Source organism: Campylobacter sp. CNRCH_2015_1657 (assembly GCF_025772685.1).
GTDB classification, from domain to species: Bacteria; Campylobacterota; Campylobacteria; order Campylobacterales; family Campylobacteraceae; genus Campylobacter_D; species Campylobacter_D lari_D.
In genome coordinates, this window is the sequence record NZ_JAKMSO010000001.1 from 66,828 (window position 1) to 82,714 (window position 15,887).

Annotated in this window: 16 protein-coding genes; 14 read left to right on the plus strand and 2 right to left on the minus strand. The window is 30.0% G+C overall.

What is annotated here, in order from left to right:
• Positions 1-7: 7 nt before the first annotated feature.
• Positions 8-502 carry a cytochrome c nitrite reductase small subunit gene (nrfH, locus tag L8X27_RS00345; RefSeq protein ID WP_039618639.1) on the minus strand — a complete coding sequence of 165 codons (495 nt, stop codon included), beginning with the start codon at positions 500-502 and terminating at the stop codon, positions 8-10.
• 227 nt (positions 503-729) lie between these two features.
• On the opposite strand from nrfH, the gene L8X27_RS00350 reads away from it, so the two are divergent.
• On the plus strand, positions 730-2,823 hold the full coding sequence (locus tag L8X27_RS00350; protein WP_263669832.1) for an RNA degradosome polyphosphate kinase: 2,094 nt from the start codon (positions 730-732) through the stop codon (positions 2,821-2,823).
• 21 nt (positions 2,824-2,844) lie between these two features.
• Here the strand turns inward: L8X27_RS00350 and rpoD are convergent, their stop codons facing one another.
• Positions 2,845-4,722, minus strand: a complete 1,878-nt coding sequence (gene rpoD, locus L8X27_RS00355) for an RNA polymerase sigma factor RpoD (RefSeq protein WP_133318727.1) — start codon at positions 4,720-4,722, stop codon at positions 2,845-2,847.
• A 134-nt stretch (positions 4,723-4,856) separates the two neighbouring features.
• Between rpoD and L8X27_RS00360 the strand changes: the two genes are divergently transcribed.
• The 13 genes from L8X27_RS00360 (at position 4,857) to L8X27_RS00420 (ending at position 15,885) form a co-directional block, all read left to right on the plus strand.
• A complete protein-coding gene (locus L8X27_RS00360; protein WP_133318728.1) occupies positions 4,857-5,669 on the plus strand; it encodes a flagellar hook-basal body protein in 813 nt (270 codons plus the stop codon).
• A gap of 16 nt (positions 5,670-5,685) precedes the next feature.
• Entirely contained in the window at positions 5,686-6,480 is a 795-nt protein-coding gene (flgG, locus tag L8X27_RS00365; RefSeq protein ID WP_133318729.1) for a flagellar basal-body rod protein FlgG, read from the plus strand.
• A gap of 168 nt (positions 6,481-6,648) precedes the next feature.
• On the plus strand, positions 6,649-9,423 hold the full coding sequence (napA, locus tag L8X27_RS00370; RefSeq protein WP_263680945.1) for a periplasmic nitrate reductase subunit alpha: 2,775 nt from the start codon (positions 6,649-6,651) through the stop codon (positions 9,421-9,423).
• A gap of 2 nt (positions 9,424-9,425) precedes the next feature.
• The gene (napG, locus tag L8X27_RS00375; protein ID WP_133318731.1) at positions 9,426-10,175 is read left to right on the plus strand and encodes a ferredoxin-type protein NapG; all 750 of its coding nucleotides are present in this window, start codon (positions 9,426-9,428) and stop codon (positions 10,173-10,175) included.
• A complete protein-coding gene (gene napH / locus L8X27_RS00380; RefSeq protein WP_263666148.1) occupies positions 10,172-10,963 on the plus strand; it encodes a quinol dehydrogenase ferredoxin subunit NapH in 792 nt (263 codons plus the stop codon). Before napG ends, napH begins: the two co-directional genes overlap by 4 nt.
• The gene (locus L8X27_RS00385; protein WP_133318733.1) at positions 10,953-11,471 is read left to right on the plus strand and encodes a nitrate reductase cytochrome c-type subunit; all 519 of its coding nucleotides are present in this window, start codon (positions 10,953-10,955) and stop codon (positions 11,469-11,471) included. The genes napH and L8X27_RS00385 overlap by 11 nt, the downstream gene beginning before the upstream one ends.
• Positions 11,472-11,475: 4 nt before the next feature.
• Complete coding sequence (locus L8X27_RS00390) at positions 11,476-12,402, plus strand: WD40 repeat domain-containing protein (protein WP_220566846.1); 927 nt, start codon at positions 11,476-11,478, stop codon at positions 12,400-12,402.
• A complete protein-coding gene (locus tag L8X27_RS00395) occupies positions 12,389-12,724 on the plus strand; it encodes a chaperone NapD (RefSeq protein WP_133318735.1) in 336 nt (111 codons plus the stop codon). Before L8X27_RS00390 ends, L8X27_RS00395 begins: the two co-directional genes overlap by 14 nt.
• 2 nt (positions 12,725-12,726) lie before the next feature.
• Positions 12,727-12,894 carry a hypothetical protein gene (locus L8X27_RS00400; protein WP_087699327.1) on the plus strand — a complete coding sequence of 56 codons (168 nt, stop codon included), beginning with the start codon at positions 12,727-12,729 and terminating at the stop codon, positions 12,892-12,894.
• Positions 12,895-12,896: 2 nt separating this feature from the next.
• Complete coding sequence (locus L8X27_RS00405) at positions 12,897-14,069, plus strand: MFS transporter (protein WP_263659053.1); 1,173 nt, start codon at positions 12,897-12,899, stop codon at positions 14,067-14,069.
• A gap of 61 nt (positions 14,070-14,130) precedes the next feature.
• Entirely contained in the window at positions 14,131-14,379 is a 249-nt protein-coding gene (locus L8X27_RS00410; protein WP_087691144.1) for a hypothetical protein, read from the plus strand.
• A complete protein-coding gene (ciaD, locus tag L8X27_RS00415) occupies positions 14,376-14,813 on the plus strand; it encodes an effector protein CiaD (RefSeq protein ID WP_263659054.1) in 438 nt (145 codons plus the stop codon). The genes L8X27_RS00410 and ciaD overlap by 4 nt, the downstream gene beginning before the upstream one ends.
• Positions 14,782-15,885 (plus strand): CCA tRNA nucleotidyltransferase, encoded by a 1,104-nt coding sequence (locus tag L8X27_RS00420; RefSeq protein ID WP_263671279.1) that lies wholly within the window; start codon positions 14,782-14,784, stop codon positions 15,883-15,885. Before ciaD ends, L8X27_RS00420 begins: the two co-directional genes overlap by 32 nt.
• The last annotated feature ends 2 nt before the right edge of the window (positions 15,886-15,887 follow it).

Below are 15,887 nucleotides of genomic sequence, written 5' to 3' on the forward strand. Positions count from 1 at the left end.
CTTTCATTTAAAATCCTCTCTTATGACCAACACCTTGGTGGCAAGATACACAACTTAAAGCATTATCTTTATGTGGATCTAGGGTAGGGTTGATAGTGTTACTCGCAATTTCTTTGTGACATTCTATACAGTTATTTTGGACTATTTCTTTACTTTTTGCATTTGCACTCAAATGTGTAGGTAAAGAATCTAGTTTGAAAGTAAATGCATAAGCATGTCCTAAGCCACTTTGAGCTTTAGCAATCCATTTTTCAAAAAAGCTATGCGGCAAATGGCAATCATTGCAGGTTGCTCTTGGTTTACCATCAACTTCTTTAGAGTGCGAAGCTTTTAAATAATCATTATAAACCTCGTTCATAATATGGCAATTATTACAGCTTTCACTAGCATCGCTAAAATAAGAAGTGCCCTTAGCATTATGGAAAGTATACATTCCAACTCCTGCTAAAATTACAAGTAAGAAGAGGAAAACAGCAAAAAGTTTTGAGTTTGCTTTTTTCAAAGTCTCTCCTTTGAATGAAGTTTAAGTTACAAGAACTTGTGTATAATTATATAACACCATAAAGGCAAAAAAGTAAATATATATTTATTAATCATTTATTATTTTTTTAATAAGATAAAAAAAGTATTATTTTTTTATATAATTATATTTACTATTATACAAATAAAATAAATTTTAATGAAAGAAATACTAAAATATAAATATCTAGAAATAAAGGTAGGTATATCATGCAAATTCAACCATCAATGTATATTAACAGAGAACTTTCTTGGCTTGCGTTTAATTCTCGTGTTTTAGATCAATGCTCTAAAGATCTTCCTTTACTTGAAAAACTTAAATTTATTGCTATATACTGTACAAATTTAGATGAGTTTTATATGATAAGAGTGGCTGGATTAAAACAACTTTTTGTGGCAGGAATAAGCACAACAAGCAATGATGAAATGACTCCTCTTGCGCAACTTAAAGCTATTAGAAATTATCTACATGAAGAAAAATATGTAGTAGAGCAGTATTTTACTAAAATTACCCAAGATTTAGAAAAAGAAAATTTATTTATTCGCTCATACGAAGAACTTGATGAGGATTTAAAACAGCAATGTAATGAGCATTTTTTTTCTAATATTTTTCCTGTGATAGTGCCTATTGCAGTTGATGCAACTCATCCTTTTCCGCATTTAAATAACCTTTCATTTTCTTTAGCGGTAAAACTTTGTGATCCTATGCACCCTGAACTTTTAAAATTTGGCATGATACGCATACCTAGGGTTTTACCAAGATTTTATCAAGTAAGTTCTAATATTTATGTGCCTATAGAAAGTATAGTACGCTATCATACTGAGCATATTTTTCCTGGCTACAAGCTCTTATCTTCTGCTGCTTTTAGAGTAACTAGAAATGCAGATATGGAAATAGAAGAAGAAGAAGCTGATGATTTTATGTTGATTTTAGAGCAGGGTTTAAAACTTCGTAGAAAAGGTGCTTTTATACGCTTGCAAATAGAAAAAGGCGCAGATGAGCAGTTGATTGAATTTTTAAGTTCTCATATGAATATTTTTCATAAAGATATTTATGAGTATAATATACTTTTAAATTTAGCTTCATTATGGCAAATCATTTCCAACAAAGAATTTACACATTTGCTAAATCCTATGTATACACCAAAAATTTTACCACCTTTTGGGGATAATGTATCTATATTTAGTGCAATAGATAAACAAGATATTTTGGCTATACAGCCTTATGAGAGTTTTGAGCCTGTATATCAATTTATCAAAGAGGCAAGTAAAGATCCTAAGGTTGTTTCTATAAGAATGACTCTTTATAGAGTAGAAAAAAATTCAAACATAGTTCAAGCTTTAATTGATGCAGCAAGCGATGGCAAACAAGTTACTGTAATGGTAGAATTAAAAGCGCGTTTTGATGAGGAAAATAACTTGCATTGGGCAAAATCATTAGAAAATGCAGGGGCTCATGTGGTATATGGAATCACTGGTTTTAAAGTGCATGCAAAAGTAGCTCAAGTGATTAGAAAAGAAGGGGATAAATTAAAAATTTATAATCATTTAAGTACGGGTAATTACAATGCAAGTTCAGCTAAAATTTATACTGATGTGAGTTATTTTACTTCAAAAGAAGAATATTCTCAAGATACTACAACTTTTTTTCACATACTTTCAGGATATAGTAAAAGTCGTCGTTTAAAGACTTTATCAATGAGTCCAAAGCAAATCAAAGAAAGAATTTTAGATATGATAGCCACTGAAGCAAGCTATGGAAAAGATGGAGTAATCATAGCCAAAATGAATGCTTTGGTAGATGGTGATGTGATTAAAGCTTTGTATGAAGCTTCAAATAAAGGTGTTAAAATAGATCTTATTGTGCGTGGAATTTGTTGTTTAAGACCTGGAGTAAAAGGATATAGTGAAAATATAAGAGTTAGAAGTATAGTGGGAAAATATTTAGAGCATGCTAGAATTTTATATTTTAAACATACAACACCAAATTATTTTATTTCAAGCGCTGATTGGATGCCAAGGAATTTAGAAAGAAGACTAGAATTAATGACTCCTATTTTTGATGAGCATTCTCGTGCAAAATTGGCTCAAATTTTAAAACTACAATTAAGCGACAATGATTTAGCTTATGAGTTAGACAGCGAGGGAAGATATCGTAAGGTTATTTTAAATGAGACAGAAAAAATCAACAATTCTCAACAAACTTTAGAAGAGTATATTAGTAGAATTTTTAATACCTTGAAAAAAGATACTGATCACAGCAGGGCGACGCACTTAGCAACGAAGCTTTTTAGGGATAGCTAATCCTTGCTTTTTTAGCAAGGATTATTTCCAACCTTCTATGTAGTTTTTAAGTTTTCTACCAACTTTTGGGTGTTTAAGTTTTTTTATAGCTGAGCTTTCTATTTGTCTTACTCTTTCTCTTGTGACATTTAATTCTTTACCGATTTCTTCTAAAGTTCTATCACTTTCATCATCCATTAAGCCAAAACGCATTCTAATAACAGCCTTTTCTCTATCATTAAGCTGATCTAAAACTTCATCAATTTGTTCTTTTAAATCATCTTTTAAGATGTGATCCATAGGTGAAATTGAGGTTCTATCTTCTACAAAATCTCCAAATTTACCATCATCCTCGTTGCTAATAGGTGCTTCTAGAGAAATTGGTTCTTTAGTAATTTTAATAACTTGTTTTACTTTATCTATACTAAGTCCTACTTCTTTTGCAATAATACTTACATCCGGTTCTTTACCTTCTTTTTGCAAATATTCGCGAATGATTTTATTGATTTGATTGATAGTTTCTATCATATGAATAGGAATTCTTATAGTTCTTGCTTGATCGGCAATTGCTCTTGAAATAGCTTGTCTAATCCACCAAGTTGCATAGGTTGAAAACTTATAACCGCGTTTGTATTCAAATTTATCTACCGCTTTCATTAAGCCTATGTTGCCTTCTTGGATTAAATCTAAAAATGGTAATCCGCGGTTAGTATATCTTTTGGCAATGCTTACAACTAAGCGTAAATTTGATTTTGCCATTCTGGTTTTAGCTTCATCTGAGATTTTTTTACCGCGTTTGATTTGCTCTAGAATTTCTTTTAGTTGATCTTTTTCTAAATCAAAAGAATTTTGACTAGCTTCTTTAGTTTGAATAAGTTTTTTAATCTCCATATAAGTGCTTACCATGGTAGTTTCTAGTGCGCGTTCAGCAATTTCTTCTTTGCTAAGTTTGGTAATATCTTTTAAGATATCTTGGTGTCTTTGTTTTAATTCTTCTGAAAACATCGGTAAGCGATATTCTAAGCGTTTTAATTCTTTGTCAAATTCCTCATCACTTTTTAATGCTGTTTCCATAGATTTTACTATTTCAGAAATAAGTTTTGATGTTGGACCTAGATCCATTAGTTTTTCTTTTAGTATATTTTTCTTAAAAGCAATTATGAGTTTATCTAATAGTTCATCATCATTTTTTTCTGCATTAATAGTAGATATAGTTTTTAACCATTCTTTTTTTGCTTTTTCTAATGCTTTAAAGCTTTCTATGACTTTTAAAGTTCTTTCATCTTCTTTTTTATTTGTTTTTTTAGGTTTTTTTTCATTAGAATTTTCATTTTCCTCATTTTCGTTTTCTTCTTCAGAGTCTATTTCTTCATCGCTTTTATCATCATCGCTTTTATCATCATCCTCAAAGCTTTTAAAAAGCTCTTTCACTCTTCTTTCTCTATTAATTAAAGGTTCTTTATAATCAAGTATAAAATCAATCAAATAAGGCACAGAACAAAAAGCATCGATGATAATGTCTTCGCCTAGCTCAATCTTTTTAGAAATTTCAATTTCTTCATCTTTGTTTAAAAGAGCAATTTGTCCCATTTCTCTTAAATACATTCTTACAGGAGAGTCTGATCTGCTCCACTCAAGTAAATCATTTTCATTGGCTAAATCAAATTCATTTTCCAAACTTGTATCTTGTAATTTTTGTTTTTCCTCTTGTAGCTTTTTTGCTTCTTCTAAATTTCTTTTTTTGGCAATTTCAGCTGAAGAGATTAATTCTACTTTATATTTATCCATTAGATCACGGATTTTTTTTGCACTTGTTGCGTTTGGAAGCTTTGCAAAATACTTGACAAGTTTTTCATATGTGATATAATCTTTAGAATTTTCTTTGAAAAGTTCTTCTAAAACATTAGTTTCATTAGCCATGGATACCCCTTGTATTTAAGTAATGAGTGTAAAACTAAATATTATGCCTAAAAATTAATTAAAAACAAATAAAAATATTTTGGAACGACTTTTGCTTTGTTAGTGAAAAATTAAGATTTTAGTTAGGAAAAATAATGCAAAATGGGTATTATCAAGCCACCGGTGCTATGGTTACGCAATTTAATCGCTTAGATGTTGTAACTAACAATCTAGCAAATGTAAATACAAGTGGCTATAAAAGAGATAATGTTGTTATTGCAGATTTTAAAAGGATTTTTAAAGAAACTCAAGATGAGTTACCTATACAAAATCACACAAGAGATGCTGCAAGATTTGTTAATACAACTATAGATAGAGTTCCGCAGGTTAATCATGTCTATACAAATTTTAGTGTAGGTTCTATGAAAATGACGCATAATCCTTTGGATTTAGCTCTTACTCGCGAAGATACTTTTTACTTGATTAAAACAAATAATGGTGAAATAAGATTAAGTCAAGATGGAAATTTCCAACTTGATGATGAGGGTTATTTGGTAAACCGTCAAGGATATAGAGTTTTAAGCAGTGATTATTTTAATAATCCCGAAAATGATGGCATACGCATAGGAGATTCTACTTCTTTTATTAATGTGGATAAAAATGGAATCATTAGTGCAGCTAATCAAAATATTGCAAGATTATTTGTAGCACAAGTTGATGATTTAAGAGATTTACAAAAAGATGGCGATAATATGTATAAAATTGACAATTTAAACAAGATTAGAGATTTACCAAATTCAAATGCCATTAAGCAAGGTTTTACTCAAGGATCAAATGTTAATCCAGTTACAGAAATGGTAGGGTTAATTGAGGCAAATAGAATGGTTGAGATGTATCAAAAAGTGATGACATCTCATATGGATGATTTAAATCAAGAAGCTATTAATAAATTAGCAAGTACTAAATAAACTAAGGATAGATAAAATGTTAAGATCATTATACACAGCAGCATCAGGGATGGTATCGCAACAAACACAAATTGATGTGACTTCAAATAATATTTCAAATGTTAATACAGTAGGTTATAAAAAATCGCGTGCAGAATTTGCAGATTTGATGTATCAAACGATGAAATACGCAGGAACTTCAACCTCAAGTACCACAAAACATCCAAGTGGCATTGAAGTAGGGCTTGGAGCAAGAGTAACAGCTGTAAGTAAAATTTTTAGTGAAGGTAGTTTAAAACAAACATCAACTTCAGGTCTTGATATGGCAATTGCTGGTAATAATGGCTTTTTTCAAATTCAAATGCCTGATGGAACTATAGCTTATACTAGAAATGGTCAATTTACTAAAGATGCTGAAGGAAACATAGTAAATTCAGATGGTTATAGACTTTTACCGGAAATGACTATACCTGAAGATGCTATTGCTATAAATGTGGCAAGTGATGGAACAGTTTCAGTAATGCAGCCAGGAAATACAGCTGAAACTCAAATAGGACAAATTGAACTTGTAAATTTTATCAATCCTGCAGGTTTACATGCTTTAGGGGATAACCTTTTAGTAGAAACTGATGCAAGTGGGGCGCCTATTGCAGGTATAGCGGGCGAGAACGGTTTTTCTGTCATCAAACACGGCTTTGTGGAGCTTAGTAATGTTCAACTTGTAGAGGAAATGACTGATCTTATTACAGGACAAAGAGCTTACGAAGCAGGCTCAAAAGCAATCACTACAAGTGATGATATGCTTGGAATTGTAAATCAATTAAAACGCTAGAATTAACTAGCGTTTATAATATGTAAAAATATTTAAAAATATACTAAAAAACTCCTATTTATAAATACTTATAAAATATTCTTTTTTATAATTTAAATTTTATCATTAATGTAGTAATATTTTTTAGATGTATTAAAATACATTGAATAAACAATAACGAGGGATATAATGAACAGAAGAGACTTCATTAAAAACACCGCTATTGCTAGTGCTTGTGGTGTTGCAGGTCTTAGTGTTCCAAGTAGTGTACTTGCTAATACTGAGAATAAATGGCGTTGGGATAAGGCTGTTTGTAGATTTTGTGGTACAGGCTGTGGAATTTTAGTTGCAAGTTTAGATGGTAAAATTGTTGCTGTAAAAGGAGATCCAGCAGCTCCTGTAAATCGTGGATTAAATTGTATTAAAGGTTATTTTAATGCAAAAATTATGTATGGAGAAGATCGCTTAGTAACACCTTTACTTCGCGTAAATGCAAAAGGTGAGTTTGATAAAAATGGAAAATTTCAACAAGTTTCTTGGCAAAGAGCCTTTGATGAAATGGAAAAACAATTTAAAAAAGCTTACAAAGAAAAAGGTGTTGAAGGAATTGGAATTTTTGCAAGCGGTCAATATACTATACAAGAAGGATATGCTGCTGCAAAATTAGTAAAAGCTGGTTTTAGATCAAACAATATAGACCCAAATGCACGCCATTGTATGGCTAGTGCGGTTGTTGGTTTTATGCAAACTTTTGGAGTTGATGAGCCTTCTGGCTGTTATGATGATATAGAGCTTACTGATACTATTATTACTTGGGGTGCAAATATGGCAGAAATGCATCCGATTTTATGGTCAAGGGTAAGTGATAGAAAATTAAGTAATTTAGATAAAGTCAAAATTGTAAATTTATCTACTTTTTCTAATAGAACTTCTCATATAGCAGATACTGAAATCATCTTCAAGCCAAATACTGATTTAGCTATTTGGAATTATATCGCTAGAGAGATTGTTTATAATCATCCTGAAGCTATGGATAAAGAATTTATTGAAAAACATTGTATCTTTACAACAGGCTATGCTGATATTGGTTATGGAATGAGAAATAATCCAAACCATCCTAAATTTAAAGCAAGTGAGAAAGATACAGTAGCAAAACAAAATGCTATTATTGTAGATGAAGAAGAAGCGGTATCTTTGGCTTATTTAGGAGTAAAAGCAGGTGATAAATTTGAAATGAAACACCAAAGTGCTCCTGATGCACATTGGGAAATTTCATTTGAAGATTTCAAAAAAGCATTAGAGCCTTATACGCTTGATTATGTTGCTAAAGTTGCTAAAGGTAATGAAGATGAAAGCATTGAAGAATTTAAGAAAAAACTTCAAGAATTAGCAAATTTATATATAGAAAAAAATAGAAAAGTTGTAAGTTTTTGGACTATGGGCTTTAATCAACACACAAGAGGTACTTGGGTGAATGAACAAGCTTATATGGTGCATTTTTTACTTGGTAAACAAGCTAAGCCAGGTAGCGGTGCGTTTTCATTGACAGGGCAACCAAGTGCTTGTGGAACTGCAAGAGAAGTAGGGACTTTTTCGCATCGTTTACCTGCTGATATGGTCGTTGCAAATCCTAAACACAGAGAAATTAGCGAAAAAATTTGGAAAGTTCCGGCAAAAACAATCAATCCTAAACCAGGTGCTCCATACTTAAAAATCATGAGAGATTTAGAAGATGGAAATATCAAATTTGCTTGGGTGCAAGTAAATAATCCTTGGCAAAACACTGCTAATGCAAATCACTGGATAGCAGCAGCTAGAGAAATGGATAATTTTATCGTTGTGAGTGATTGCTACCCAGGAATTAGTGCTAAGGTGGCAGATTTAATTTTACCAAGTGCTATGATTTATGAAAAATGGGGTGCTTATGGTAATGCTGAAAGAAGAACTCAACACTGGAAACAGCAAGTGCTGCCTGTAGGTGAGGCTATGAGTGATACTTGGCAAATTATGGAATTTGCAAAACGCTTTAAATTAAAAGAAGTTTGGGGTGAAACTAAGGTAAATGATAAACTTACTCTGCCAAGTGTTTTAGAAGAAGCTAAAGCTATGGGTTATAGTGAAGATGATACTTTATATGATGTATTATTTGCAAACAAAGAAGCAAAATCTTTCAAAGCAAACGATTCTATTGCAAAAGGATTTGATAATAGTGATGTTAATGGCGATGAAAGAAAAATTATAGGTAGTGATGGTAAAGAATTTACCGGCTATGGCTTTTTCGTTCAAAAATACCTTTGGGAAGAATACCGCAAATTCGGTTTAGGTCATGGGCATGATTTAGCTGATTTTGATACTTATCATAAAGTAAGAGGTTTAAGATGGCCTGTGGTAAATGGTAAAGAAACACAATGGAGATTTAATACTAAATTTGATTATTATGCTAAAAAAGCAGCTCCAAATTCAGATTTTGCATTTTATGGTGAATTCGCTAAAGAACTACCAAAAGGAGATTTACTGGCTCCGCAGACTAAAGAAAAATATAGCTTGAAAAACAAAGTGAAAATTTTCTTTAGACCATTTATGAAAGCTCCTGAAAGACCGAGTGAAGAGTATCCATTTTGGTTATGTACTGGTAGGGTTTTAGAACATTGGCATAGTGGAACAATGACTATGAGAGTTCCTGAGCTTTTCCGTGCAGTACCTGAAGCACTTTGTTATATGAATGAAGATGATGCTAAGGCAATGAAAATTAATCAAGGTGATATCGTATGGGTACAATCACGCCGTGGTAAAGTAAAAGCTAGAGTAGATTTTCGTGGTAGAAATAAAACTTCTAAAGGGCTTGTGTATGTGCCTTGGTTTGATGAAAATGTATATATAAACAAAGTTACATTAGATGCAACTTGTCCATTGTCTAATCAAACAGATTTCAAAAAATGTGCCGTAAAAATTACTAAAGCATAAAAATGAAAAATAGAAGAGAATTTTTAGCCTTTACTTTTAAGCTTTTATGTATAGGAAGCGGAAGTGCATTTTTAGCAAGTTTAGCATTTAGCTCAAATCAGGAGTATTTTTTAAGACCTCCTGGGGCAGATGATGAAAAAGAATTTTTATCAAAATGTATACGATGTGGACTTTGTGTAAAAGCTTGTCCTTATGATGTTTTAAAACTAGCAAATTTAGAAAATAGTGCTAAAAATGGCACACCCTTTTTTATAGCAAGAGAAAATCCTTGTAGATTGTGCGAGGATATACCTTGTATAAGAGATTGCCCTACAAATGCGCTAGATCATAAATATTTAGAGCAAAATGATGGAATTTATAAAACAAAAATGGGTATAGCTATAATTGATAGTGCAAGTTGTGTTGCTTATTGGGGAATTCAATGTGATGCTTGTTATAGAGCCTGTCCATTGATAGATAAGGCATTAAAGCTTGAAATAAAACGCAATGAAAGAACTGCAAAGCACGCATTTTTATTACCTGTAGTAGATCATGAAGTATGCGTGGGATGTGGGATTTGTGAGAAAGCCTGTATAACGCAAAAAGCTGCTATTAGAGTTTTACCTAGAGAATTTGTCTTGGGAAAAGCTGGGGATAATTACATCAAAGGTTGGGATGAAAAAGATGAAAAACGCTTGCAAGATGTAAACACAGATAAAAATTTCAATAAAAACAAGGCTAAAGATTATCTTAATGATGGAGAATTGTTATGAAATATCTTATTTTAAGAAGAATAGTGCAATTGTCTATCTTAACTTTTTTTTCTTTTGGTGTATTTAATTTTATATTAAAAGGAAATTTAAGCTCTTCAGTTTTATTTTCTTCGGTGCCGCTAAGTGATCCTTTTGCGTTTATTCAACTTGCTTTAGCAAGTTTGCAAGTAGATTTAATGGCTTTAAGTGGTGCTTTGATAGTATTTTTATTTTATGCTATTTTTGCTGGAAGAGCGTTTTGCGCTTGGGTTTGTCCTGTAAATATCATTACTGATTTTGCTTATTTTATTAGAAGTAAATTAGGTTTTAATCAAGCAAGGATTTTTAATGTAAATAAAAATTTGCGTTATTATGTTTTGGCTTTTGTTTTGATTTTTTCTTTTCTTTTTTCCTTTCCTGTTTTTGAGGAATTTTCTTATATAGGAATAATCCAAAGAGGAATTATTTTCGGCGGTATTTCTTGGCTTTTTGTAGCTTTGATTGTTTTTTGTATAGATACATTTTTTAGTCCAAGATTTACTTGCTCGCATTTTTGTCCTTTAGGAGCTTTTTGGGCTTTAAGTTCGCATTTTTCATTACTAAAAGTAAGATATAACTTACAAAAATGTACTAAGTGTTATAAATGCCTTGGAGTATGCCCTGAAAAGCAAGTGCTTTGGATGATAGGTAAAGAAAATCAAGATGTAAAATCAGGTGAGTGTATAAGATGTGGAAAATGTATTGATGTTTGCGGTGATGATGCTTTAGGTTTTAGTATAATAAATTTAAGGAGAGAAAATGAAAAATAAAATCTTTTTATCCTTAGCAGCAGCTGTTTTAATAAGTGCTTGCGGACTTGCTGTTAAAAGTGTTGATTCAAAAGATATAGGTTTAAGAAAAACAAGTTTGGAAAGTGAAAATGTAGAGTTATTGGATGCAAAGTATTCTCAAGCAATGGCTGGAGAATCTGTTTTAATTGAGAGATCATTTGAAAATGCTCCGCCATTAATTCCACATACTTTAGAGGATATGCTTCCAATTACTAAGGATAATAATATTTGTTTAAGCTGTCATGATAAAGCTATAGCTAAAGATGTTGGAGCCACTCCGCTTCCAAGTAGCCATTATTTTGACTTAAGAAAAAACAAATCTACTAAAGATATGATAAGTGATGCAAGGTTTAATTGTACACAATGCCATGTGCCACAAAGCGATGCAAAACCTTTAGTAGGAAATAGTTTTGAAGCTAAATTTAAAAATGAGGAACTAAAGAAAAAATCTAATCTTTTAGATGTTTTAAATGAAGGCGTAAAATAAAACTATGAAAAAAATATTTTTAATCTTACTAATGAGTGTATATGTATTTAGTTATGAGCTTAAACTTGATTCAAATTTAAATGCCTTAAAACTTGTTGATAGTAGTTTGCTTATAGGACTTGATAATGGAGAATTAAATCAGTACTTTATTAAAGACAAAAAAATGCAAAAAATCACTCAACTTGATAAGATTAAAAATTTTTACGAAGAAAATCTTAGCCCTAGAATTTATAGTATTGATTACTTAAATGGGGCTATTTTGATTTTAAGTGAAGGTGATTTTGGTAGTAAAAGGCTTAGTATTTATAAAAATAAACAACTTTACAACTATAAGCTTTTAAGTGATGGAGTAAAAAAAGCTTTGTTTTTAGATGATGATACTATTTTATTAGCCTTGCTAGGTTCTAATATAGAGCTTTTTGATCTAAAAACAAAAAATATTATAAAAAATTTTACTTTCTCTAACTCAAGTTTAAGTGATGTGGTTTTAAATGAGACAAAAACTCAATTAGTAGCAGGTTTTGAAAGTGGTGAAATAGTACTTTTTGATGTGAAAAAGTGGCAAAAAATAAAAAGTTATAAAAATCTTCATAAAGATAATATTTATCAACTTGATTTTAAAAATGCAATTATTACAAGTTGTAGCACTGATAGAAAATTAGGCATAGCGCGAAATGATCAAGAAAAAAGCATAGAAAGAGACTTTTTAATATATGCTTGTAGTCTAAATAAAAGTGGTTCTATAGCGGTTTTTGGAGATAATGAAAAAAATATTATAGAGCTTATAGATACTAAAAATTTAAAAACAATAAAAAAATTCCAAAATAAAGATTTTTTGCTAGAATATCTTATATTTTTAAACGAGCATGAATTTATTAGTGCTGGTTATGAAGATAAAATTATATTTTGGAGTATAGATGAATCTTTCTAGTGTATTGATTTTAACCAAAGAGGAAAAATTAGAAAAACTTAAAGAGCAAATTCAACAAACACCATGTTGTAGTGTGGAATTAGCTCAAGAAGAAAAAATTATAGTGGTAATAGAAAGTGAAAATTTAGATGATGAGTTAAAAGCATATAAACAATTAGAACAGCTTGATGGGGTGATAAGTATTAATATGGTATTTTCGTATCAGGATTTGGATGAAGAAAGAGAAAAAATTTTAAAAGCAAATTTTGAGGCAAATACTTTTGATGAAAATTTAAAAAAAGATAATTTAGAATACTATGGTAATGTTTTTAGAAAGTATTGATTATGATTTTTTTAATTCCTTTAATTGTGATTATTTCTTCTATTTTTATCATTGATCACTTTTATTTTTCCAAAGAGAATGAAGTTGTAAAAGAAAAAAAACAAGTAGTGCAAAAAAACACCGATTCTGATAAACAAAGATATCTTGAAAATATATTAAATCAAAAATAATCATGTACACACAAATTTCATATAAAAAATTCTTTTGGATTAATATTTTAGTTGTGATTACTCTTGCTTTAAATTTAAGAGCACCTATAACTTCCATAGGTCCTATGATAGAACATATTCAAGAATATTACAATATCAATTCTACTTTAGCAGGTATGCTAACAACCTTACCTTTAATAGCTTTTGGTCTTATATCGTTTTTTGTAGCGTATTTTTCACAAATTAAAGCTTTGTTTTTTGCCTTAATTTTGATTGTCTTTGGAGAAGTTATTAGAAGTTATGGAGGAACTATAGGTTTATTTTCTGGGGTTTTTTTGATAGGAGCAGGCATTGCAATAGCTAATGTTTTATTACCTTCTTTTGTAAAAGAAAAATTTTCTAAAAATACTTATAAGATAATGGGTTTGTATGGATCAATTATAGGCTTATCTTCAATTGCTGGCGTGGCCTTATCACTTCCTTTGCTTAAATTTTTTGATGTACCTCAAGCTATGTTTTTTTGGGCTATATTGGCTTTGATTGCTTTGATTTTTTATTTTCCGCATTTGAAAAATAAAAGATTATTACGCCCTAAAAAGAAAAATATTAATAAAGTGAATATCTTTTTAAACTTAACAGCCTGGAAAGTTACTATTGTAATGGGATTACAAAGTTTTTTATCTTATAGTCTTTTTGCATGGCTTAGTGTGATGATTAGTGAAAAGGGCTTTGGAATTGACTTTGGTTCTAATGTTTTATTATTATCTCAAATCATAGGAATGCCTGTGGCATTTTTACTACCTATCATTTTAGGAAAGCTCAGATCTCGCGCTAAAAGTTTTGCTATAGTGATGTTAGGGTTTTTGTATTTTTTAAGTTTTATGATGATTTTTCTTTTTAAAGTAAAAGCGATTTTGTTTTTAGCGGCTATTTTTTTAGGTTTTGCTTCTAGTGGAGTTTTTACAATTTCGTTATTATTTATTGCTATCAAAAGCTCAAATTCTATCATAGCGGCTAAACTTTCTGCTATGTCGCAAGGTATAGGGTATTTAATAGCTGCTCAATCACCTTGGATTATAGGCATGCTTCATGATAATTTTAGAAATTTCACTTCAGGCTTTATTATGCTTATTGTGGTAGCTATAATACTTAACATTTTTGTATTTTTAGCATATAAGGCTCCTGTGATTAAGTGAAAATTAAAAATAAATTAAAGCCTTTTTTGTTAGAATTTTAGGATTTTATTTTTGTGAGTTAATAATGCGATATACAGTAACAGAGGCTTCTATTTATGAAGCACAAGGCTTAAAAGATGAGGCTTTGGAGATTTATAAAAATATATTAAAACAAGATCCGCAAAATAAAAATGCCATTGATGCTATAAGGCGTTTGAGTGGCTTGCGTTCTAATCATGAAGATTTAAATTATGATATGCTTGATTTTTTTGTCAATATGAAAAGTGAAGAAGAAATTAATGAATTTAAAAGGTGGTTGATAAAACTATGAATATAGAAGATTTAGCAAAAATGGCTATTAGTGAAGTTAATTCGCAATTAGATAATAAAAAAAATAAAAACGATGAATTTGCCCCTATGGTAGAAGAAATTACTCAAGAAAAAAATGTTAATGCTCAAGAGAAAAAAATCAAAGAAGAAATTAGTAAGGTTACACAAGAGCTAATCCAAGAACTAGATGATTTAGAAGTAAAAGTAAAAGATGATAAACAAAATGTCGCTATTAAGGTTGAAGCTTTAGAAGAAAAAGAAGAAAGCATTATAAATAATGAAGAATTTTTCTTGAAAAATCTTAGAGAGCGTATTTTGGTTTTATTTGAAGGATTAAAAAATACCAAAGATGAGCATATGGAAAAAAGACTAGATATGACCATTACTTTTTTAGAGTTTTTACTTGCAAAGATTGAAGATAGACTTAAAAAATGACCAAGATTTTTTAAGAATTAAAAATATACTTAAGCCTTACACACAAAGGGTTTATTTAGTAGGTGGTTGTGTAAGGAATTCTTTTTTAGATTTATCTAGTGATGATTATGATATAGAAATTTATGATATTGAGCCTATGCTTTTTGATGAGCTTATGCAAAAACTTGGTGCAAATGGAGTAGGAAAAAGTTTTTTTGTATATAAATATAAAAAATTTGATTTAGCTCTAGCACGCTATGAAAATAAAATTTTTACAGGCCATAGAGGTTTTGAAGTTAAAGTTTGTAATAATGAGCAAGAAGGAGCAAGAAGAAGAGATTTTACCATTAATGCATTGATGGTAAATATTTTTGATTTTGAATTTTTGGATTTTTTTAATGGTTTGCAAGATTTGCAAGCAAAGATTATAAGACATATTGATGATAAAAGTTTTATTGAAGATAGTTTAAGAGTGCTTCGTGGAATTTCTTTTGCATGTAGGTTTGATTTAACAATTGCAAAAGAAAGTTTAAAATTAATGCAAACTATGGATATAAGCGATTTATCTAAAGAGCGTATTAATAATGAACTTTATAAAATTTTTAAAACTTCAAGACTGAATAAAGCTTATGAGTATTTTAAAATTTTAAATTTAGAAGAAAAAATCTTTTTTTATCAAAGCTGTAATAAAGAATTTGAGAGACTTTTAGAGTATAGCCAAAAGTTAATTTGTGATGAGGCTTTGTTTTTGTATTTGTATTTGAATTTTTTTCATATAAATAAAGAGGAATTTTTTAAAAAAACAAAATTAAAAAAAGAGTTTTTAAAAAAATGTGAACAAGAATTTATTTTAGGTAAAATTGATGATTTTAATTTAGCTAAAATTGCTTTAAAAATACCACTTTGCAAATGGCTTGGACTTTGGAATAATGAGCGTATAACACAAGCAAAAAAAATAAATTTATACTATCATGCTTTTGAAAGTAAAATTAGCGCCAATGACTTACTAAAGGAAGGATTTAGCGGGAAAGAACTTGGAATTGAACTTGAAAAAAGAAAATTACAAGAATTAAAAAACTATATAAAGGAGTAAAA

Coding starts and splice junctions, on each gene's coding strand:
- L8X27_RS00350 (WP_263669832.1), top strand. CDS start 730: ATGCAAATTCAACCATCAATGTATATTAACAGAGAACTTTCTTGGCTT.
- rpoD (WP_133318727.1), bottom strand. CDS start 4,722: ATGGCTAATGAAACTAATGTTTTAGAAGAACTTTTCAAAGAAAATTCT.
- L8X27_RS00360 (WP_133318728.1), top strand. CDS start 4,857: ATGCAAAATGGGTATTATCAAGCCACCGGTGCTATGGTTACGCAATTT.
- flgG (WP_133318729.1), top strand. CDS start 5,686: ATGTTAAGATCATTATACACAGCAGCATCAGGGATGGTATCGCAACAA.
- napA (WP_263680945.1), top strand. CDS start 6,649: ATGAACAGAAGAGACTTCATTAAAAACACCGCTATTGCTAGTGCTTGT.
- napG (WP_133318731.1), top strand. CDS start 9,426: ATGAAAAATAGAAGAGAATTTTTAGCCTTTACTTTTAAGCTTTTATGT.
- napH (WP_263666148.1), top strand. CDS start 10,172: ATGAAATATCTTATTTTAAGAAGAATAGTGCAATTGTCTATCTTAACT.
- L8X27_RS00385 (WP_133318733.1), top strand. CDS start 10,953: ATGAAAAATAAAATCTTTTTATCCTTAGCAGCAGCTGTTTTAATAAGT.
- L8X27_RS00390 (WP_220566846.1), top strand. CDS start 11,476: ATGAAAAAAATATTTTTAATCTTACTAATGAGTGTATATGTATTTAGT.
- L8X27_RS00395 (WP_133318735.1), top strand. CDS start 12,389: ATGAATCTTTCTAGTGTATTGATTTTAACCAAAGAGGAAAAATTAGAA.
- L8X27_RS00400 (WP_087699327.1), top strand. CDS start 12,727: ATGATTTTTTTAATTCCTTTAATTGTGATTATTTCTTCTATTTTTATC.
- L8X27_RS00405 (WP_263659053.1), top strand. CDS start 12,897: ATGTACACACAAATTTCATATAAAAAATTCTTTTGGATTAATATTTTA.
- ciaD (WP_263659054.1), top strand. CDS start 14,376: ATGAATATAGAAGATTTAGCAAAAATGGCTATTAGTGAAGTTAATTCG.